A 20,243-nucleotide genomic window follows, 5' to 3' on the forward strand; every position below is an offset into this window, starting at 1 on the left:
CGCATCGCACGAGACGTCGTGCTCCGACGGCTACCCGCGAGTGCCCTCCGGAGACGGAGCACTGTCCCCGACCTTCCTTCCTGCCGGCGGCGAAGCCACTGGCTGGGCCGGGATCGTGGTCCGGGGTGGGTGCGGGCCGTGTCCCGGGTGGTGGGGCGGTGAGGTGTACGTGGGGGAGACCCGGTCCTTGTCGATGCGCCACCCCGTCGGAGTCTCCGCCATCACGATCGCCAGGACCAGCCAGAAGAGCATCTCGATCCGGTCCAGGTTGGCCGGGTGGTCCATCATGCCGATCAGGAAGAAGCCGGTCAGGGACGCGAGGCCGACCGTTCCGACGGCCGACTTCGCGCGGGCGGCGCGGGCCGCGGAGGACCAGGCGACGACGGTGACGGCGGTGAGGGCGAGCAGGCCCAGGGGGCCGGTCTCCACCAGCCAGTTCAGCCACATGTTGTGGGCGTGCACGAAGGTGCGTCCACCGGGGGCCGTCGCCGATATGACGGCCCCGGAGCGGCCGAGGCCGACGCCGAGCGGATTGCGCACCGCGATGTCCAGCGCAGCGTCCCAGGCCTGACCGCGCACGCCGAGCGCGTCCCCGGCCCGGGACACGGTCCAGATCGCGGCGGCCGCGCCCCCGAGAGCGAGGAGCCCGACGGCCGCGGTGAGCCGGCGCTGGGCCCGGTCGGCGAGACGGGGCGCGAGCCAGTGGGCGCCGGCCAGGACGAGGAGGCCGGCGGCTCCCGCGACGTATCCGGCGCGGGAGAACGTGGTGAGCAGGGCGCCGTATCCGAGCGTGCCGGCCAGGAGGATCACGGTCCGGGCGGTGCGCTCGTCGACCGACACCGCGGCGAGCAGCACGAACGGCAGCAGCAGGACGAGGAACGCGGCGAGGAGGTTGGGGTTGGCGAAGGTGCCGGTCGCGCGGATCAGCACCCCGGGGCCGCCGGAGTCGCAGGCGACGTCGGTGAGGAGGCCGGTGCGGCAGAAGCCGGTCGGGGTCTCGTTGGTGACCTGCGAGAAGGCCGCGGCAGCGGCGGCGGTCGCACCGGCCAGGGCGAGCAGGCCCACCGCGCGCCAGGACTCGGGCTGGGTGCGGCGCACGCCCACGACCAGGTAGTAGCAGGCGATCGCGGTGAGCAGCCCGCGCAGCGGTGCGGTCGGATGCCCGCCGCGGAACGTCGTCACCACGGCCGCGCCGAGCAGCAGCGCGACCGGCAGGTCGAGCCGCGTCCGGAAGTCCCGCAGCCGGGTCCGTGGTCTGCCCCGCACCGGTACGGCGACGGCGAGCAGCCCCACCAGCAGGGCGAGCCGGGTGGGGGTGACGACGCCGACGAGCGGGTCGTCGGGGAAGAAGTCGGTGGCCGTGTCCAGGAACACGACGGACAGGGCCGCGAGCGGGATCATCTGCATCAACGCGTACGCCGGTCCGGGGTCCGCCGGCGTGCTCCGGTCGGTTGCCATGCACGCGAGCCTGGCGGCCCGGTGCGACGCGGGGGTGACCGGGGGGATAACGGTCGCGTGCGGCTGGAGGGACGGCGCCACTCGCGGCGGCGACGGCGCCCCGCCTCCCCGGCACGGTGTTCATGTCCCTCACCGTGCGCCGGCCCGGTCGCGTGGCCGGCGCGAGCTCCCCGGGCGGAGCGCCGGGTGGGTCAGGCGCTCCGCCCGGGGGACGGCCGGGGTCAGCCGAAGGCGCGAACGGCCTGGTAGTACGTCCAGGCGGTGCTGTTGCAGGCGGTCTTGGTGGCGCCGCTGTAGCCGTTGCAGACCCGCTTCAGGTCCTCGTAGAACGCGCTGTCGAGGCGGTCCTTGTTGGCGCTGAAGGAGCCGGCGGCCTTGTAGTTGCGGTAGCCGAAGTCGTGGCGGGCGCAGGACGTGGAGAAGGGGAAGCCGAAGGGGTTGTCCGGCGAGGTGGAGCAGTAGTCGGTCGACCAGTCGAAGCCGTACGCGGACCAGGCGCCCTGATTCGCGCGGGCCGCGACCCAGGCGTTGTAGCTGGACGCGCTGGTCTGCGTCCAGCTGGAGAGGACCTGGGGCTTGTCGGCCGGAGCGGCCCCGGCGGACGTCGCGGTGGCGACGACGGTGGCCAGGGAGAAGGTCGCGGTGGCGAGAGTGGTCGCGAGTCTGCGGTGCATTCCCACACCTCCATGAGGCTGTTGCCCGCCTGTCGGGCTACAGGTTCATGACAAGATGATGGCCGTCGCGACAGTTCCTTCACACCGTCCCGGCCCGAATGATCTCTGAACTCTCGGCGCGGTCCGGCGATCGGAACGTGAACCTCCGGGGCTGGTGTGACGGCACGTCACTTATGAGCCGTGCGGGGCTCCCTGGACATGAATCGGCCGCGGCGGCTCCCCTCCGCGCCGCCGCGGCCGTACCCCGTCGGGCTGACTCAGTTGGCCGGCTCGCTCGTCGCGTGCTGGTCCTGGGTGGTGAGTTCCTCGTCGGTGGCGTGCTGGTCCAGCAGCTTGGCCTCGCCGCCGGTGGCGTGCTGGTCCTGCGTCGTCAGCTCCTCGCCGGTCGCGTGCTGGTCCAGCGGCTCGACGACGGGCTCGCTCTTCTTCTCGCTCATGACGGTCAACTCCCGGTTGTTTTCTCAGGCCAGAGGTCCGACACCCGGTCGGCGACTCCCCCGCGGGTCGCCGACCGGGCGTCAATCGGCCGATCAGACTAACCTCACGGCCCAGGCGTCGCTCCGCCTCCCCCGCCTGCGGAGAGCGACATGAGTGAGCATGCCGGACGGCGATAAACGTTCGCTGAACGCCCATCGCGCCCGTCCCGGCGGATCCCGCGAACGCGAGGAACGCGCCCGCATCCGCACCGGGCCTTCCGCGACACCCTTCAGGAGCCGGTGATCTCCGCGAGGACGCGGGCGAGTTCGCGGGGGCGGGAGGCCATGGGCCAGTGGCCCGAGTCGATGTCCACGTACGCGAGGTGGGTGGCGCGAGCGAGCTCGGGGCTCTCACCGGTGGCGATCCACTCCTTGGCCTGAACCGGGGTGAACTCGGGGCAGACGACCACCACGGGGACGTCGAAGCGGCGCTCGTCGGTCAGGCGTACGACTCCCTTGGCGACCGCCTCCGGAACGGGAATGGTGGCGGACGCGAGACGGTCGCGGGTCTGCTGGTCCAGGTCGGCGGCGTCCGCGCCCTCGAAGGGCTCCCAGCCCGGGAAGGGCATGGCGCCGTCCTCGATCGCGAAGTAGGCGGCGTAGGCCTGCCCGTCGTCGGCGGGGAAGCCGCCGATCAGGGCGACCTTGGCCACCTTCTCCGGTCGTGCGTCGGCGGCCAGCCAGGCCAGGGTCGACGCCGCCGAATGCCCTACCACCAGCGGCTTTCCGGGCGCCGCGTCCACCGCTGCGAGCACCGCCGCCAGCTGATCGTCAAGCGTCGCGGAGGCAGCGCCGTCGCCCTGGCCCGGGAGCGTGAGCGGCACGGGACGATGGCCGAGCGCGGTGAGTTCCGGCACGACGTCGTCCCACACGGATCCGTCGAGCCACAAGCCGGCGATGAGCAGGATGTCCATGGTGGTCCTCCCGAAGAGGAGTCGGATCTGGTTGCCGGCACGCTATCGGGAGCCTCTGACAACGGGCTCCGCTCACCGCCCTACGCCACCGCCGCCGGTGTCAGCAGTTCCCGTACCTCCGCCGCCTCCGGTGCGTCCAGTTCCTCGTAGATGCCGAGCGCCTCCCGCCAGCAGACCTGGGCGCGGCCCGTCTGGCCGAGGCCGTTCAGGGCGCGGCCGAGGACCGTGAGGACCAGACCGCGACGCCACTCGCCGCCGATGCCGCGCAGCACGGTCAGCGCCATCTCCGCGTTGGACGCCGCGTTGGCCGCGCGCCGGGCAGCGAGGTCCACCTCGGCGAGGCGGAAGAGGGTCATGCCCTCCCAGAGGCGCTGACGGCTGTCCCGGAAGGTCTCCAGCGCCTCCCGCAGACTCTCCGCCGCACGTCGCAGATCCCCGCTGCGGGTGAGCGCCAGCCCCAGCGCGTAGCGGCCGTTGGCGCCGCGCAGCGCGTTGCCCATCCCGTCGTAGATGTCGATGCCCTGCTGGGCCAGGGCGATGGCGCTGTCGACCCGCCCGGTGGCCAGGTGGATCCGGGACAGGTTGCACAGGGCGCTGGCCTCGCCGGGCCGGTTGCCGTTGCCGCGGAAGTTGTCGATCGCGGTGTTGAGGTGCAACTCGCCCTCGGCGTGCCGGTTCTGGTAGATCGCGACGATGCCGCGGGTGTTGGGGGCCCAGCAGCTCGCCACCGGGTCGGCCGCGTCCCGTGCCATGCGCAGGGCCTCGACGGCCGCCGCGTCGGCCTCATCGAAGCGCCCGGCGACCATGTGGACGTCGGTGAGCGTGGTCAGCGCGCGCCCCGCCGCCCACGCGTCCCGCGCCGCCTGGGCGCGCTCCAGCGCGGCGTTGGCGGCGATCTCGTACTCACGGGCGTTGGCCCCGGACTCGGCCAGGTCCTTGGCCGCCCACAGCAGGTCGACCGCCCGCCGCAGCCGCCCGTCGCCCACGGACCGGCGCACGCAGGACAGCAGGGCGCCCGCCTCGGCGTAGAGCCAGTCCTGTGCGGCGTGCCGGTCGGCGAAGGACAGCCCCGGGTACTTCGTGACCTCCAGATGATCCACCAGCCGGTCGCCCGGCCGCTGCATCGCGTAGACCCCGGCGGCGGTGGCCAGGTAGAAGTCCAGCAGCCGCGACATCGCCGCCTCCCGCTCGCCCGGCGGGTGCTCGTCCCGTTCGGCGCACGCGCGCGCGTAGAGCCGCACGAGGTCGTGGAAGCGGTAGCGGCCGGGTGCCGCCGATTCGAGCAGCGACATGTCGACGAGGGACTCCAGCAGGTCCTCGGCGTCCTCGGCCGCGAGGTCCAGCGCCGCCGCCGCCCCGGCCAGCGAGATGTCCGGCCCCTCGGCGAGGCCCAGCAGCCGGAACGCCCGTGCCTGGGCGGGCTCCAGCTGCCCGTACCCCAGCTCGAAGGTCGCCTTGACCGCCAGGTCGCCGGCCTGGAGTTCGTCGAGGCGGCGGCGTTCGTCGGCGAGCTTCGCCGCGAGGACCGAGACCGTCCAGGTCCGGCGGGCCGCGAGGCGGGACGCGGCGATGCGGATCGCGAGCGGCAGGAAGCCGCACGCGGCGACGACGTCCAGCGCCGCCTCCCGTTCGGCGGCGACCCGCTCCTCGCCCACGATCTTCGTGAACAGCGACAGCGCCTCGTCGGGCGACATCACGTCGAGGTCGACCAGGTGCGCCCCGGCCAGGTCCACCATCCGCACCCGGGACGTGACCAGCGCCGCGCACCCGTCCGTGCCGGGCAGCAGCGGCCGTACCTGGGCGGCGTCGCGGGCGTTGTCCAGGAGCACCAGGACCCGGCGGCCGTCCAGCACCGACCGGTACAGCGCCGCGCGCTCCTCCAGCGAGTCCGGGATCGCCGAGTCGGGCGTGCCGAGGGCGCGCAGGAACGAACCCAGCACCGTCTCCGGCTCCGCGGCCCGGGAACCGGCCCCTTGCAGGTCGACGTACAACTGCCCGTCCGGGAAGGCCGAGCGCGCCCGGTGCGCCACATGGACGGCGAGCGTGGTCTTGCCGACGCCGCCGATACCGGCCAGTGCCGACACGGCCATCACCCGGCCGTCCGCCGACGCCAGCACCTCGCTCAGCTCGGCCACGAACGCGGCGCGCCCCGTGAAGTCGGGCACGCTCGCCGGGAGTTGCGCCGGGCGGACCGGGGCGGCGGACGGCTCGGCGACCGGCGCCGACGGCTCCGCGAGGCCGGGATCGGCCGTCAGGATGCGCTGCTGCAACTCCCGCAGCCCCGGCCGGGGATCGACCCCCAGCTCGTCCGCCAGCAGGCGCCGGGTGTCGGCGTACACGGCGAGCGCCTCCGCCTGGCGGCCCGACCGGTACAGCGCCAGCATCAGCAGTTCCCGCAGGCGTTCCCGCAGCGGGTGCGCGGCCGTCAGCGCGGTCAGTTCGGAGACGGCCTCCGCGTGGCAGCCCTGCTCCAGGTCCATGTCCAACCGGGATTCGAGGAGTTGCAGCCGCCACTCCTCCAGCCGGACGCGCTGTGCGTCCGCGTACGGCCCCGGCACGCCCGCCAGCGCCTCCCCGTCCCACTGGTCCAGCGCCCGCGCCAGCGACTCGCGCGCCCGGCCCAGGTCCCCGGCGCCCCGCGCCTTCTCGGCCTCGGCCGCCAGGTCCTGCGCGACCGCCAGATCCAGGGCGCCGTCCCCGACCGAGCGGATCGCGTAGCCGCCGGACTCGCTGACCAGCACGTCGGCATCCAGCGCCTTGCGCAGCCGGGAGGCGTACGTCCGGACCGCGGCCAGCGCCTGCGACGGCGGCTCCTCGCCCCACAGCGCGTCGATCAGCTGCGCCGCTGTGGCCGTGCGACCCTCGCGCAGCAGCAGCGCGGCCAGCAGGGCGCGTTGCTGCGGGGAACCCGTGGCGAGCGGTTCGCCGCCGCGCCAGGCACGCACCGGTCCGAGCACACCGAAGCGCAGCGCGACGGGCTCTCCCGCTCCGCCCGGACGCCTCTGTGCCGGCACCCCGTCCATAGCGTCCCCCTAGACAACATGAGCAATGCTGTCAGTTTGCCTTGCTCCGGCGGTTGAGTCAGCAGCCCGAGACCGCAGTCACAGCCGGGCGCACGGGATCCCACACGCCCCACACACCCTCTTCGCACACTTCCGCACTGACCTGAGCACGAAGCGGCGTCCGAGATACACCCCGGTCGCCCGCCGAGTAGCTGACGGACCGTCAGATCAGCGCTACCGTGCCCCCATGGACACTGGATTCCCGCAGATCATCTCCGTCGACGACCACACCGTCGAACCCCCGGACGTCTGGCAGGACCGCCTCCCGAAGAAGTACGCCGACACCGGCCCCCGCACAGTCCGGGCCCCGCTGAAGGAGATGAGCTTCCTCGGCGGCCGCTTCAAGCCCGTCATGGGCAGGCCCGGCGACGACGGCCCGATCGGCGACTGGTGGATCTACGAGGACCTGCACCGGCCCCTGACCCGCCTCGACACCGCCGTGGGCTACAGCAGGGACGAGATCAAGCTGGAGGTCATCACCTACGAGCAGATGCGCCGGGGCTCGTACGACGTTCCCGCCCGCCTCGCCGACATGGACGTCAACCACGTCCAGTCCGCCCTCTGCTTCCCGACCTTCCCGCGCTTCTGCGGCCAGACCTTCACCGAGGCCAAGGACCACGAGCTCGCCCTGCTGTGCGTCCGTGCCTACAACGACTGGATGGTCGAGGAGTGGTGCGGGCCCGACGCGCGCGGCCGGCTGATCCCGCTCACCCTCATCCCGCTGTGGGACCCCGCGCTCGCCGCGGAGGAGGTCCGCCGCAACGCCGCCCGGGGCGTGCGCGCCGTCGCGTTCTCCGAGATACCCCCGCACCTCGGTCTGCCCTCCGTCCACACCGACGACTGGGACCCCTTCCTCGCCGCCTGCGACGAGACCGGCACGGTCGTCGCGATGCACATCGGCTCCAGCAGCCGGATGCCCTCCACCTCCGCGGACGCGCCGCCCGCCGTCGGCTCCACCATCACCTTCGCCAACTGCTGCTTCTCGATGGTCGACTGGCTGATGAGCGGCAAGTTCGAACGCTTCCCGAACCTCAAGGTCATGTACGCGGAGGGCCAGATCGGCTGGATCCCGTACATCCTGGAGCGCGCCGACGTGGTGTGGGAGGAGAACCGGGGCTGGGGCGGCGTCGCCGACAAGGTCCACCGGCCGCCGTCCGAGCTGTTCGCCGAGCACGTCTACGGCTGCTTCTTCGACGACGCCTTCGGACTGCGCAACCTCGACTCCATCGGAGTCGGCAACGTCCTCTACGAGACGGACTACCCGCACTCCGACTCGACCTGGCCGAAGTCCAGGCAGGTCGGCGAGGCCCAGATGGGGCATCTGGACGCCGACGTGGTCGAGCGCATCGTGCGCGGCAACGCGATCGAACTGCTGGGGCTGACGGAGGACGGGCTGTGGCCCGGAGGGACGCGGTGACCGGCTCAGGCGCCGGTGGCGGGACCGGTCCGCAGTACGGCATCCAGCTCCCGGTCCAGTCCCAGAGCACGCTCTACGCCGAACCCTGGGAGGCCGGTGCGGGACCCGACGACCTCGTGGCCGTCGCCCGCGCCGCCGACCGGGCCGGGTTCGGCTACATCGCCTGCTGCGACCATGTCGGCGTCCCGCGCCGCCTCGCCCCCGCGATGAGCACGGTCTGGTACGACCCCGTGGCCACACTCGCCCACCTGGCCGCCGTCACCGAACACGTCCGGCTGCTCTCCCATGTCGCCGTGGTCGGCCTGCGCCACCCCCTGCTCACCGCCAAGCAGTACGCCACCCTCGACCACCTCAGCGGGGGGCGGCTGATCCTCGGCGTCGGCGCCGGTCACGTACGGGAGGAGTTCGAGACGCTCGGGGTGGACTTCACCCGGCGCGGGGCCGTGCTGGACGAGACCATCGACGCGTTGCGGGCCGCGCTGGGGCCGGAGGAGTTCCCGGTCCACCACGGCAAGCTGTACGACTTCGAGGGCCTCGGGCAACTGCCCCGGCCCGCCCAGCCGCACATCCCCCTGTGGGTCGGCGGATCCTCCCCGGCGGCGGTGCGCCGGGCCGCGCTCAAGGGCGACGGCTGGCTGCCGCAGGGCGACCCCCGCGACCGGCTGCCCGGGCAGATCGCCACGCTGCGACGGCTGCGCGCGCAGGCCGGCGTCGACACGCCGCTCACCGTCGGCGCGATCGCCGAGCCGCTGTACGTCGGCACACCCGACTGGGACGTCGGCCGCCGCACCCTCAGCGGCCCGCCCGAAGCCCTCGCCGAGTCGCTGCGCGCGTACCCGGCGATGGGCGTGGACCAGATCCAGGTCCGCTTCCGCAGCCGAAGCCGCACGGAACTCGTCGACCAGATCGAGGCGTTCGGCACGCGGGTCGCCCCGGCGCTGTGAGGTCGGGCGCCGCCCTCAGGAGCTCCGCGCGTCGTCGGAGGGCGGCCTGACGAGGTAGGTCGTCCCCGGGTCCAGGCGCGGGGCGTGGAAGAGGGTGGGGAGGTCGTGGTCGGTGAGCCCTTGGAGTTCGATCGCGGCCTTCCCGACGGCGTGGGCCCCCCGGAGGGACTGTCCTTCGCACAGGGCGGTGTAGAAGCCGGCCGCGTAGGTGATGGCGTCCATGTCCCCGATGGAGTCGGACATGCCGATGGCGAACGGGACCGTGCCGATCAGCTTCTCGGCCTGAGGCGCGGACGCGCAGGAGTTCAGCACGACCAGTCGCGGCGGCTCGTCGACGGCCGCGAGGGCGTGGGCGAAGGCCTCGGCCGTGACGGCGGCGCCGTAGTGCCGTTCGTCGATGTCCCGCTCGAAATAGAGCAGTTCCTCGCTGCTGTGACCGGAGAAGTGGACGACGTGCGGCCGGAAGCGCGGGAGATGGGTGACCAGATGCGCCGCCGTCGCGGCGGGGTGCGCGTCGATCTCCACCAGGTCCCGGTGCGTGGCGGCCCGTACGGCGTCGCGGATCCGGGCCTGCTCCCGGGCGATCCGCAGTTCCCCCTCGGGCCCCGCCCCGAGCATGAGCACGCGCAGCTTCTCCGGCCTGGCCGGGTTCGGCCCCGTGCCCTCGTGCTGCTCGGCCAGTCGCAGCAGGGCCTCGATCACCGCCGACTCTCCGCGCAGTTCCGTCACTCTGCGGCTCCACAGGTCGGCCTCCCGGGCGGCCCGGGCGGCCTGGCTCTCGTGCTGTTCGGCGATGGCCAGGTCCGCCGACGCGTCCACGCCCGTCCCGCTCGACGCGCTCGCGCGGGCCTTCGAGGCGAACGCGCGTTCGCGGGCCTCCTTGCGTCCGAATGCGGCGGCCGACTGTTCCGCCTCAGTGCGCTCCCTGCGTTTCTGCCCCAGCCGTTCGCGAAGGTCGCTCGCGTTCATCTCCTGCCTCCTTAACGGAATGATCTCCACCGGATTGTCGGGCGCCTTGGTGCCGCATGGATTTCGTTCTGGGTGGGAATCGACCCTCCACATCTTCTTCATGGATCGGGGGGTAATGGACGCCGATGACTACTTACGGCAGATGGTGAGCGAAGCCGACCCACGCGTTGTCGACTTACTCAACAGGTATGCGGCCGCCCACGATTCCGGCGATGCGGACGGAAATGCGGACGGCAACTCGGACGGTGACGGCGGCGGACACGACTGGGGGGACGGACTGGCGGCCGCCGGAGGTCTCGCGGCGCTTCTCTCGACGGGGAACAACGCGGCGAAGTTCCTGCGCAGAAAGTTGCAGGGCCGTACCGCCGCACCGACCACCGCACCGGTCGCCGCACCGACCGCGGCACCGAAAGAGCTGCCGGAGCGGCGGAGCGAACCGGTCGCCGACCAGACCGCGGGCCAGCGGGAAACCGCGCAGCTCTCCAAGGACCAGCTGGTGGATCTGGCGAAGCGCTACCTCGTGAGAAAAGAGGGAATCTCCGAGAGCGACTTGACTCTTCGCTGGGTGAATGAGGATGTCCAGGATTCGTGGTGCCTGGTCTCGTTCGACCTGGCGAAGGGAGGCGTGTGGCATGTGCTCATCAAAATGGTGAAGGGTCACGCCGCGGTCGACAAGGCGAAGTTTTTGACAGAGGAATGAGGGGGGAAGCCCGATGAGTTCAGACAGGCCCGGACATGTGACGGCACACGATCGGTTCCAGGTCGACGTCAGGCTGAGGACGGGAGTCGCGACGACGTTGCTCGTCGAGGACGTCCAGTTCCGGATAGCGCCCCACGAGCAACTGCACAGGCTGCTCCACAGCCGGAATCCGGTGGTGCGGCACTTCCTGGCACTTCTGGACGAGGGTCCGGTGGACGTCGCGTACCACCCGGGGCTCGCGTCGAACGCGGCGCACACGGCGCAGGAGGTCGCGCTGAGTCTGTTCCACGGGATGGCGCTCGCGGAGATGCTGAAGAAGACGGGCGGGAAGTACCGGGGCAGCGGGACGGAGATAGCCTCCGCGTCGACGGGCGGGTACGCGCCGGCATACTCGTACCACACCCCCGCGAAGGTCATGGACGCCCTGGGCATCGTCTCCGTCGGGGAGAGGGCGGGAAAGCACGTCGTCGAGGGCTTCCGGGACGCCCGGGCGACGCTGGACGATCTCGTGACGTGGGCCATCGGGCTGCCCACGCAGGGGTACTACGTCGTCGAGGACGGCATGCCCCAGATGCTGCCCGTGATCGAGCACGAGATCAGGTTCCGCGACCTGGATCCGGTGGGGGACCGGCACTGACGGCCCCTCCGCCCCGAAGAGAGGGTGCCCATGCCCACCACCGGCGGTGGCCTCCTGCTGCTGGTCGTGCTGTTGCTGCCCGGACTGACGTTCGTCGTCCTGCGGGAGCGCCGGAGCAGTGAGCGGCGGCCCAGTGCCTTCCGGGAGAGCGGTGCGGTCGTCTTCTGGAGCGTCTCCACCGAGTTCGTGACGCTGGCGCTGTTCGCGGTGGTGAGGAGTCTCCTGCCGGGGCTGACACCGGACGTCGGCCGGCTCGTCCGGGAGGGCGGCGCCTACGTGCGGGAGCACTACGTGTCGCTCGGCTGGTGGGGAGCGGGCCTGCTGGCCTTCTCGTGCGGTCTGGCCGCGGCGGCGGCGATGCGCGCCGCGGCCGGACGCCACCCGTCCGGCATGTCCGCCTGGTGGATGCTGTTCGACGGGTGGTACCCCGGCGAGAACCCCGTGGTCGGGTGTCTGCTGGAGGACGGCTCCTACCTGGAGGGCCGGCAGGCGTCCTTCAACGTGAGCGCCGACGACTCGCCGGACCGGGACCTCGTGCTGGTGCAGCCGCTGAAGTACCGGCCGCCCGGCGATACCGAGGCACGGCCGCTTCCCTGGAGCGCCGCGTGCGTGTCGGCCCGCCGGATCGTCACGGTCTTCGTCAGCTACCCGCTCGCTGAGCGGGGGGCGGGGGCGGTGGCGGGGGAGGAGGGGGCGGCGGGGGAGGGGTCCGGGCCGGCCGCACCGTAGCTTTCTGGCCGCGTTTGCCTGATGTCATGGGAGTCTCTCCTCGCGCGGGGGTGCCACGCCTCGCCGCAGGACGACCTCCGCGGCCCGTCGTCACGAGGGTAACGGCCACGCGTCCGCCCCGGGATGTCTCCGCCGGGCTTCTGATGTGACGGCCCGTCAGCTACCGTGCCCGACGCCGTTTCCTGAAGGAGGAGCGATGGGCAAACTGGACGGACGGGTCGTGATCGTCACCGGTGCCGCGCGGGGGCAGGGGGAGCAGGAGGCCCGGCTGTTCCGGGAGGAGGGTGCCGATGTGGTCGTCACCGACGTCCTCGACGACCAGGGCGAGGCCCTCGCCAAGGAGATCGGCGCGCGCTACGTCCATCTCGACGTGGGGTGCGAGGACCAGTGGTCCGCCGCCGTGGCCGCCGCCAAGGAGGCGTACGGCCGGATCGACGGGCTGGTGAACAACGCCGGCATCCTGCGCTTCAACGCCCTGGTGGACACGCCGCTGGCCGAGTTCATGCAGGTCGTGCAGGTCAACCAGGTCGGCTGCTTCCTCGGCATCCGGAGCGTCGCCCCGGAGATGGCGGACGGCGGCACGATCGTGAACACCGCCTCGTACACGGGGATGACCGGCATGGCCGCCGTCGGCACGTACGCGGCGACCAAGCACGCCGTCCTCGGCCTCACCCGCGTCGCCGCCCTGGAACTGGCCCCGCGCCGGATCCGTGTGAACGCCGTGTGCCCCGGCGCGGTCGACACGGCGATGTCCAACCCGGCCCGGCTCGACCCGGCCGCGGACCCCGAGGTGACCGGCAGGGCGCTGGACGGGCTGTACCGCAAGCTGGTGCCGCTCGGCCGGGCCGGGCGGCCGGAGGAGGTGGCCCGGCTGGCACTCTTCCTGAGCTGCGACGACTCCTCCTACATCACCGGCCAGCCGTTCGTGATCGACGGCGGATGGCTGGCCGGCGTCAGCGTTATCTGATGGTCCGTCAGCTATTGACGGTCCACACCACCGGTGCCAGAGTCGGCCGCACGACGATCTGACGAAACGTCAGAAAAAGAGGACGGTGAACCTCCGTGGAATTCGGGCTCTTTGTACAGGGATACGTGGGCAAGCGCGCCGAGACCGACCCGCTCGCCGAGCACAAGGCGCTGATGGAGGAGACCGAGTACGTCATCGAGGCGGACCGGTCCGGCTTCAAGTACGCCTGGGCGTCGGAGCACCACTTCCTGGAGGAGTACTCGCACCTCTCCGCCAACGACGTGTTCCTCGGCTACCTCGCGCACGCGACCGAGCGCATCCACCTCGGCTCCGGCATCTTCAATCCGCTCGCCCAGGTCAACCACCCGGTGAAGGTCGCCGAGAAGGTCGCCATGCTCGACCACCTCAGCGGCAACCGCTTCGAGTTCGGCAGCGGCCGGGGCGCCGGCTCGCACGAGATCCTCGGCTTCCTCCCCGGCATCACCGACATGACCCACACGAAGGAGATCTGGGAGGAGACGATCGCCGAGTTCCCCAAGATGTGGCTCCAGGACGAGTACGAGGGCTTCCAGGGCAAGCACTGGTCGCTGCCGCCCCGCAAGGTGCTGCCCAAGCCGTACGGGAAGTCCCACCCCGCGATGTGGTACGCGGCCGGGTCGCCGCCGTCGTACGCCATGGCGGCCCGCAAGGGGCTCGGGGTGCTCGGCTTCAGCGTGCAGAAGGTGGCCGACATGGAGTGGGTGCTGGAGCAGTACAAGACGGCGGTCGTGGACGCCGAACCGATCGGGGACTTCGTCAACGACAACGTGATGGTGACCACCACCGCGATCTGCGCGCCCACGCACGACGAGGCCATACGCATCGCCGTGAACGGCGGGCTGCACTACCTGCCCTCGCTGGTGTTCCGTTACCACGACACCTTCCCGCGCCCCGAGGGGTTCCCCATCTGGCCGGAGACGTTGCCCGAGTACACGGCCGAGTTCGTGGAGGTGCTCGTCGAGGAGGAACTGCTGATCTGCGGTGACCCCGACGAGGTGCTGCGCCAGTGCAAGCGGTGGGAGCAGGCGGGGGCCGATCAGCTGAGCTTCGGGTTGCCGGTGGGGGTGCCGAAGGAGGAGACCCTGCAGACGATCCGGCTGATCGGGGAGCACGTGATTCCGAAGATCGACACGGATCCCGTGCATCGGACCTCGCGGTTCCGGGCGGGGGCTTGAGGGTTGTCCGGGTGCGGGCGGGTGGGGCTGGTCGCGCCCACGCGGCGGAGCCGCACATCCATGGCGCCCCGCCCCCCTGCCCGCATGGTCGCAGCGTCAACCAGGAGGTGAACTCATGCTCGATCACGTGATCAAGGGCGCGTCCGTCGTGGACGGCACCGGCGCGCCCGCGCGCACCGCGGACGTCGGCGTCCGGGACGGCCGGATCGTCACCGTCGGCCGTGTCACCGAACAGGCCCGCCGCACCGAGGACGCCGCCGGGCTCGTCCTCGCGCCCGGGTTCGTGGACCCCCACACCCACTACGACGCCCAGCTGTTCTGGGACCCGTACGCGACACCCTCGCTCAACCACGGCGTCACCACCGTCGCCGGGGGGAACTGCGGGTTCACCCTCGCGCCGCTCCACCCCGGCCGGCCCGAGGACGCCGACTACACGCGCCGGATGATGTCCAAGGTCGAGGGGATGTCGTTGGTGGCGCTGGAGGAGGGGGCGCCCTGGAACTGGCACGGTTTCGGGGAGTACCTCGACGCCCTGGAGGGGCGGATCGCGGTCAACGCCGGGTTCATGGTGGGGCACTGCGCGCTGCGCCGGTACGTCATGGGGCCGGGCGCGGTGGGCGGGCAGCCGACCGAGGAGCAGCTCGCCGCCATGGTGCGGCTGCTGCACGAGGCCATGGACGCCGGGGCCTGGGGGCTGTCCACCACCCAGTCCTCCACCCACTCCGACGGCGACGGGCAGCCGGTCGCGTCACGGCACGCCGGGCCCGCCGAGCTGCTGGCCCTCTCGCGCGCGGTCGGCGAGCGCGAGGGGACGCAGATCGAGGCCATCGTCGCGGGCTGCCTGGACCAGTTCAGCGACGCCGAGATCGACCTGCTCGTGGAGATGAGCGCGGCGGCCGGACGCCCGCTGAACTGGAACGTGCTGACGATCGACGCGTCGGTCCCGCAGCGCGTGCCCCGGCAGTTGCTGGCGAGCGAGCGGGCCCGCAAGGCGGGCGGCCGGGTCGTGGCGCTGACGATGCCGATCCTCACGCCGATGAACATGTCGCTGGGCACCTTCTGCGCGCTCAACCTCATCCCGGGCTGGGGCGAGATCCTCGCCCTGCCCGTGCCGGAGCGGATCCGGCGGCTGCGGGACCCCGCCGTACGGGAGGGGATGCTGGAGCGGGCGGCGTCGAAGGAGGCGGGCGTCTTCCGGCGGCTGACGGACTTCGGCCGGTACGTCGTCGGCGACACCTACAGCGCGGAGAACGCCGGGGTGTCGGGCCGGGTCGTGCGCGACATCGCCGCCGAACGCGGCCAGGACCCGTTCGCCTGCCTGGTCGAGATCTGCGCCCACGACGATCTGCGGACGGTGCTGTGGCCCATGCCCACCGACAACGACCCCGCCTCCTGGGCGCTGCGCGCCGAGACCTGGCAGCACGAGGACGTCCTGCTCGGCGGCTCGGACGCGGGCGCGCACCTGGACCGCATGTGCGGCGCCCCGTACACCACCCGCTTCCTCGGCGACTGTCTGCGCGGGCGGAAGCTGGTGGGCCTGGAGCAGGCGGTGAAGATGCTCACCGACGATCCGGCCCGGCTCTTCGGGCTGCGTGACCGGGGCCGGATCCAGGAGGGCTGCCACGCCGACCTCGTCCTGTTCGACCCGGGGCGCGTCGACGCCGGCACGGCCACCCTGGTGCACGACCTGCCCGGAGACAGCCCCCGGCTCGACTCCCGGGCGATCGGCGTGCGGGCGGTCTGGGTCAACGGCGTCGAGGCGATCCGGGACGACGTGGTGAGCGGGGCGGTGCCGGGCCGGGTGCTGCGGTCGGGGCGGGACACCCGCACGGTGAGCACCCGGTGAGCCGTCGGCTGTTCATCGACGGGGCGTGGGTCGAGCCGGACGGCGGCGCCTACGAGGTGATCGACCCGGCGACCGAGGAGATCGTCGGATGGGCGCCGGAGGCCTCGCGCGAGCAGGTGCGCTCGGCCTGCGCCGCCGCCCGTAAGGCCTTCGGGCCGTGGTCGCGCACGGCACCCGAGGAGCGGGCGGCGATCCTCTCCCGGGCGGCGGACGTCATCGCGGGGCACATGGAGGAGTACACGGATCTGGCCCGCGCGGAGACCGGGGCGACCACGGTCACGGCGCGGCGCATGCAGGTCGGGGTCGCCGCCGCCCGCTTCCGCCGGTACGCGCGCGTCGAGCCCGCCGAGTGGCCGGTCGCACCGCAGATCAACGAGGCGGGACCGATGGGGAGGGCCGGCGTGATGGGCGCGCTGGCCGTGCGCCAGCCGGTCGGGGTCGTCACCTGCGTCACCTCGTACAACAACCCGTGGGCGAACACGGCGGGGAAGGTGGCCCCCGCCCTGGCCATGGGCAACACGGTGGTGGTGAAGCCCGCCCCGCAGGACCCGCTCTCCGTGTACCGGATGGCGGAGGCGCTGGAGAGCGCCGGTGTGCCGAGGGGTGTCGTCAACGTCGTCTCCGGCCGGTCGGCCGGGGTCGGCGAGGCGGCCGTCGAGTCCGCCGACGTCGACATGGTGAGCTTCACCGGCTCCACGGCGGTCGGGCAGCGCATCGCCGAGGTCTGCGGGCGTTCCATGAAACGCCAGTTGATGGAGCTGGGCGGCAAGGGCGCGGCGCTCGTGTTCGACGACGCGGACCTGGCCTCCGCGGTGACCGGCATCGGCACGACGTTCTCCTTCTACAGCGGCCAGATCTGCACGGCACCGACCCGGGTGCTGGCCCAGCGGGGCGTGTACGACCGCTTGGTCGAGGGGCTGGCGGCCTACGCGGCCCGTCTGAAGGTCGGCGACCCCCGGGAGCGGGACACGGTCGTCGGCCCGCTGATCTCGGCGGCGCACCGGGACCGGGTGGAGTCCTACGTCGCACTCGGCCGCAAGGAGGGCGCGGTGGTCGTCACCGGAGGGGAACGGCCCGCCCTGGACACCGGCTTCCACGTCGCGCCCACCCTCCTCGCCGACTGCACCAACGACATGCGGGTGGCCCGCGAGGAGATCTTCGGCCCGGTGGTGGTCGTCGTCCCCTTCGACGACGAGGACGAGGGCGTGGCCCTGGCCAACGACAGCGAGTACGGCCTCATCGACTACGTCTGGTCAGGGGACGTGGCCCGCGCCTTCCGGGTGGCCCGCCGTCTGCGGGCCGGCGGGGTGGGCGTCAACACTGTCGGGCGCAACATGGAGGCGCCGTTCGGCGGCTTCAAGCGCAGCGGCGTGGGCCGCGACGTCGGCTCGTACGCCCTGCACGCCTACAGCGAGGTGCAGGCGATCGTGTGGCCGGGGTGAGGAGCCCCGGGGGTCAGCTGCCCGGCAGGGTCTCGTCCAGCCAGTCGAAGACGACCTCGCAGTGCTGCTGCGGTGCCATCGGGGAGCAGTGCAGCTGCGCCCCGGTGGCCGCGGTGAGCTTCACGTAGTCCTTGGGGGAGGTCAGCTTGTCGAACATCTGGCGGGCCTGTCCGGGGTAGAACTGCTCGTCCTCGTAGTCCAGCACCAGCGCGGGCATCTTGATGCGGCCCACGACGTCCGTGATGTCCAGCGCCTCGATGCGTCTGGCGGGGGTGTAGAAGTCGGTGAACGTCCTGCCCTTACGGGCGTCGAGCATCGCCTGTACGGAGAAGGGCTCGAAGCGCTTCCTCAGCGTCGCGGCGTCGGCGGCGGGCAGCTCGGGGACGACCTCCTTGTTCCAGATGTCGTTGGTCTCGGACTTGCTCGGGCGGAGGATCTCCCGCACCTGCGCGGGGAAGCCCAGCCAGGGCGTCAGGCAGCCGGGCATCGCCACCACGGCCGCGAGCCGGCTCTCGAAGGCCGCCGCCCTGGGCGCCAGGTCGCCCGCCATGCTCAGCCCGGTCAGGGCGATGGCGTCCGCGTCCACATCGGCGCGGGCGGTCAGCCAGTCGACGAGGGGGCCGACGACCTTCTCCCAGGTCGGGGTGAAGACCACCTGGTCCACGAAGAGCAACTGCCCCTGGCCGGGCCCGTCGTAGACGAGCGCGTTCCAGCCGCGCTCCAGGGCGGCCTGGACGCCGTACGTCCACATGTCGACGTTCTGCCCGTCGCTGCCGTTGGTGAGGATCACCGTGCGGCGGCGCTGGGCGGACGTGTCCGGCCGGAAGAACCACACGGGCAGCGGCGTCCTGCCGTAGGGGACGTTCTCGGTGACCGGCGCCGGGTCGCACAGCCCGCAGAAGGTGTCCCAGGCCCCCCGTCCGGCCTGGTACATCCGCTCCTCGCTGCCCGGGTCGTCCGAGCCGAGGACGAAGAACAGCGCCTGCCCGTAGTACTGCGCGGCCCGCAGCGCCCGCCACCGGGTGGTCTGGTCGTCGGGCCTGTCGCCCTGGGGCGCCGCCATGAGCTGGTCGCCGAGCTTCTTGAAGCCTGCGACGAAGGACTGCGCGGACAGTCCGGCCCGGTTGATGGTGTTGACGGCGGTGAGCACCTCGCCGACCTCGGCGGATCCGTAGCCCGACCCGCCGAGTGCCAGCAGCCCGTTGAAGTTGAAGGCCGGGTCGTCGAACAGCGTCATCACGCCGGGGGTGGGGTTGGCCGCGGTGGGGGAGGCGGTGGTGGCGCGGGCCGTGGGCGCGCTCGCACCGGTCGGGGTGCACCCGGTGGCCAGTACGGCCCCTGCTCCGCCGACCAGTCCGGCGAGCGCGGTGCGACGGGTGGGCGAGGGCGCGCAGTCTCCGGAAACGTCCTTCATACGACGTGAAAGTACGACCTTCGGTCGCCGGGTCCCGGCACGCCACGCGCCCGCCTCGCCCGAACGGCCGTCAGGGGCGGGCCCCGCCGTCGGCCAGGTCCACCCGTACGGTCAGCAGGTTCGTGCCGATGGCCCGCACCGCCGAGCTGTTCATGACCGGCAGCTCCCGCAGCCGGGCCCTCGGGTCGTCGTCGGGCAGCAGGTGGGCGGTCCCCTCGTGCCACCGTCCGCCGAGCCGCACCCGCACCCGCGGATCGGCCCGGATGTTGCGGACGTACTGGGAGCGGTCGCCGAATTCGGAGACCAGCCAGAAGGAGTCGCCGACGCGACGCCCGCCGACCGGGGTGCTCCGAGGCAGGCCGGAGACGCGGCCGGTGGTCTCCAGCAGGGTCTGGAGGGGGACCCGGCGCAGGACGGGGTTGAGGACGTGGCGCTGGAAGGTCGTGGCGGCGCGGAATCTGAGGTCGTCGACGCGGCTCATCGGTGGGGTGACTCCTGTGTCGTGACGGGGCGTTGCTTCAATGGTCCTCGCAACGCGGCGCGACGAGGACGGTGTGCATGCGGGTCGTGACCTGGAACCTGTGGTGGCGGTTCGGGCCCTGGGCGGATCGGCGGAAGGCGATCCTCGGCACGCTGCGCGAGCTGCGCCCCGACGTCGTGGGCCTGCAGGAGGTGTGGGAGGCCGGCGGCGAGAACCTCGCCGGGTGGCTGGCGGGCGAACTCGGCCTGCACTGGGCCTGGGCCCCCTCGCACGCCCCCGAGCGCTGGCAGCGGCGCATCGGGGATCCCGCGGTCGGCATAGGCAACGCCGTCCTCAGCCGCTGGCCGGTCACCGAACAGGCCGTCCTCCCCCTCCCGGCCCCGACGGACGTCGACGACGGCCGCCTGGCCCTCTACACCCGCCTGGCCACACCTTCGTACAGCGTGCCCTTCTTCACCACCCACCTCACCTCGCAGCTGCACGCGTCGGCCACCCGCTGCCGACAGGTCGGCGCGCTCGCCGAGTTCGTCGCCGAGCACCGGGGCGACACCCCGTACCCGGCGGTCGTCACCGGTGACTTCAACGCCTGGCCCGACTCGGACGAGATCCGCCTCTTCGGCGGCTACCGCACCGCCCCGGCCGTCCCCCGCCAAGTCCTGCTGGACGCCTGGGAGTACGCCGACCCCGCCGCGCCCTCCCACACCTGGGACCCGGCCAACCCCTACGTGGCCGCCGGCCACACGCCCGGCGCCCGGATCGACTACGTCCACGTCGGCCCGCCCGGCCCGGACGGACTCGGCCGCGTCCTGTCCGTCCGGCGCGCGGGCGACGGCCCGGTGGACGGCGTCTGGCCCTCCGACCACCTGGCCGTCGTCGCGGACCTGGCCCTGTAGGGCCCG

The 20,243-nt window shown here is 72.4% G+C and carries 18 protein-coding genes; 10 read left to right on the top strand and 8 right to left on the bottom strand.

Going from position 1 to position 20,243, the window contains the following annotated elements; genetic code table 11:
• Window positions 1-30 precede the first annotated feature (30 nt).
• From ACZ7LV_RS21475 to afsR, 5 genes are all read right to left on the bottom strand, one after another.
• Window positions 31-1,458, bottom strand: a complete 1,428-nt coding sequence (locus ACZ7LV_RS21475) for an O-antigen ligase family protein (protein ID WP_471941324.1) — start codon at window positions 1,456-1,458, stop codon at window positions 31-33.
• Window positions 1,459-1,679: 221 nt separating this feature from the next.
• Complete coding sequence (locus ACZ7LV_RS21480) at window positions 1,680-2,132, bottom strand: phospholipase (protein ID WP_471941325.1); 453 nt, start codon at window positions 2,130-2,132, stop codon at window positions 1,680-1,682.
• 257 nt (window positions 2,133-2,389) lie between these two features.
• Window positions 2,390-2,569 (bottom strand): hypothetical protein, encoded by a 180-nt coding sequence (locus ACZ7LV_RS21485; RefSeq protein ID WP_471941326.1) that lies wholly within the window; start codon window positions 2,567-2,569, stop codon window positions 2,390-2,392.
• A 269-nt stretch (window positions 2,570-2,838) separates the two neighbouring features.
• Window positions 2,839-3,522 carry an alpha/beta fold hydrolase gene (locus ACZ7LV_RS21490; RefSeq protein WP_471941327.1) on the bottom strand — a complete coding sequence of 228 codons (684 nt, stop codon included), beginning with the start codon at window positions 3,520-3,522 and terminating at the stop codon, window positions 2,839-2,841.
• 80 nt (window positions 3,523-3,602) lie between these two features.
• A complete protein-coding gene (afsR, locus tag ACZ7LV_RS21495; protein ID WP_471941329.1) occupies window positions 3,603-6,545 on the bottom strand; it encodes an SARP-family global regulator AfsR in 2,943 nt (980 codons plus the stop codon).
• Between the two features lie 226 nt (window positions 6,546-6,771).
• On the opposite strand from afsR, the gene ACZ7LV_RS21500 reads away from it, so the two are divergent.
• Together ACZ7LV_RS21500 and ACZ7LV_RS21505 are read left to right on the top strand one after the other, a co-directional pair.
• Complete coding sequence (locus ACZ7LV_RS21500) at window positions 6,772-8,001, top strand: amidohydrolase family protein (RefSeq protein ID WP_471941331.1); 1,230 nt, start codon at window positions 6,772-6,774, stop codon at window positions 7,999-8,001.
• Window positions 7,998-8,945: an LLM class F420-dependent oxidoreductase gene (locus ACZ7LV_RS21505; protein WP_471941332.1), complete on the top strand. Its 948-nt coding sequence runs from the start codon at window positions 7,998-8,000 to the stop codon at window positions 8,943-8,945. Before ACZ7LV_RS21500 ends, ACZ7LV_RS21505 begins: the two co-directional genes overlap by 4 nt.
• 15 nt (window positions 8,946-8,960) lie before the next feature.
• On the opposite strand, the gene ACZ7LV_RS21510 is transcribed toward ACZ7LV_RS21505, so the two are convergent.
• Window positions 8,961-9,914: a CHAT domain-containing protein gene (locus ACZ7LV_RS21510; protein ID WP_471941333.1), complete on the bottom strand. Its 954-nt coding sequence runs from the start codon at window positions 9,912-9,914 to the stop codon at window positions 8,961-8,963.
• Window positions 9,915-9,933: 19 nt separating this feature from the next.
• On the opposite strand from ACZ7LV_RS21510, the gene ACZ7LV_RS21515 reads away from it, so the two are divergent.
• The 7 genes from ACZ7LV_RS21515 (at window position 9,934) to ACZ7LV_RS21545 (ending at window position 17,449) form a co-directional block, all read left to right on the top strand.
• Window positions 9,934-10,614 carry a hypothetical protein gene (locus ACZ7LV_RS21515; RefSeq protein WP_471941334.1) on the top strand — a complete coding sequence of 227 codons (681 nt, stop codon included), beginning with the start codon at window positions 9,934-9,936 and terminating at the stop codon, window positions 10,612-10,614.
• A 13-nt stretch (window positions 10,615-10,627) separates the two neighbouring features.
• Window positions 10,628-11,251 (top strand): hypothetical protein, encoded by a 624-nt coding sequence (locus ACZ7LV_RS21520; RefSeq protein ID WP_471941336.1) that lies wholly within the window; start codon window positions 10,628-10,630, stop codon window positions 11,249-11,251.
• Between the two features lie 30 nt (window positions 11,252-11,281).
• The gene (locus ACZ7LV_RS21525; protein ID WP_471941337.1) at window positions 11,282-11,980 is read left to right on the top strand and encodes a DUF6338 family protein; all 699 of its coding nucleotides are present in this window, start codon (window positions 11,282-11,284) and stop codon (window positions 11,978-11,980) included.
• 196 nt (window positions 11,981-12,176) lie between these two features.
• Window positions 12,177-12,947: an SDR family NAD(P)-dependent oxidoreductase gene (locus ACZ7LV_RS21530; RefSeq protein WP_471941338.1), complete on the top strand. Its 771-nt coding sequence runs from the start codon at window positions 12,177-12,179 to the stop codon at window positions 12,945-12,947.
• Between the two features lie 95 nt (window positions 12,948-13,042).
• The gene (locus tag ACZ7LV_RS21535) at window positions 13,043-14,161 is read left to right on the top strand and encodes an LLM class flavin-dependent oxidoreductase (RefSeq protein WP_471941340.1); all 1,119 of its coding nucleotides are present in this window, start codon (window positions 13,043-13,045) and stop codon (window positions 14,159-14,161) included.
• Window positions 14,162-14,276: 115 nt separating this feature from the next.
• Window positions 14,277-16,007, top strand: coding sequence for an N-acyl-D-amino-acid deacylase family protein (locus tag ACZ7LV_RS21540; protein WP_471941342.1), 1,731 nt, complete (start codon window positions 14,277-14,279; stop codon window positions 16,005-16,007).
• On the top strand, window positions 16,004-17,449 hold the full coding sequence (locus tag ACZ7LV_RS21545; protein WP_471941344.1) for an aldehyde dehydrogenase family protein: 1,446 nt from the start codon (window positions 16,004-16,006) through the stop codon (window positions 17,447-17,449). The genes ACZ7LV_RS21540 and ACZ7LV_RS21545 overlap by 4 nt, the downstream gene beginning before the upstream one ends.
• A 13-nt stretch (window positions 17,450-17,462) precedes the next feature.
• On the opposite strand, the gene ACZ7LV_RS21550 is transcribed toward ACZ7LV_RS21545, so the two are convergent.
• Together ACZ7LV_RS21550 and ACZ7LV_RS21555 are read right to left on the bottom strand one after the other, a co-directional pair.
• Entirely contained in the window at window positions 17,463-18,863 is a 1,401-nt protein-coding gene (locus ACZ7LV_RS21550) for an alpha/beta hydrolase family protein (RefSeq protein ID WP_471941346.1), read from the bottom strand.
• 70 nt (window positions 18,864-18,933) lie between these two features.
• Window positions 18,934-19,344, bottom strand: coding sequence for a nitroreductase/quinone reductase family protein (locus ACZ7LV_RS21555; RefSeq protein WP_471941347.1), 411 nt, complete (start codon window positions 19,342-19,344; stop codon window positions 18,934-18,936).
• Between the two features lie 77 nt (window positions 19,345-19,421).
• Here ACZ7LV_RS21555 and ACZ7LV_RS21560 point away from each other — a divergent pair, with 77 nt between their 5' ends.
• On the top strand, window positions 19,422-20,237 hold the full coding sequence (locus tag ACZ7LV_RS21560; RefSeq protein ID WP_471941349.1) for an endonuclease/exonuclease/phosphatase family protein: 816 nt from the start codon (window positions 19,422-19,424) through the stop codon (window positions 20,235-20,237).
• Window positions 20,238-20,243 lie beyond the last annotated feature (6 nt).

The sequence above is a fragment of the Streptomyces sp. NPDC107562 genome (assembly GCF_055657325.1).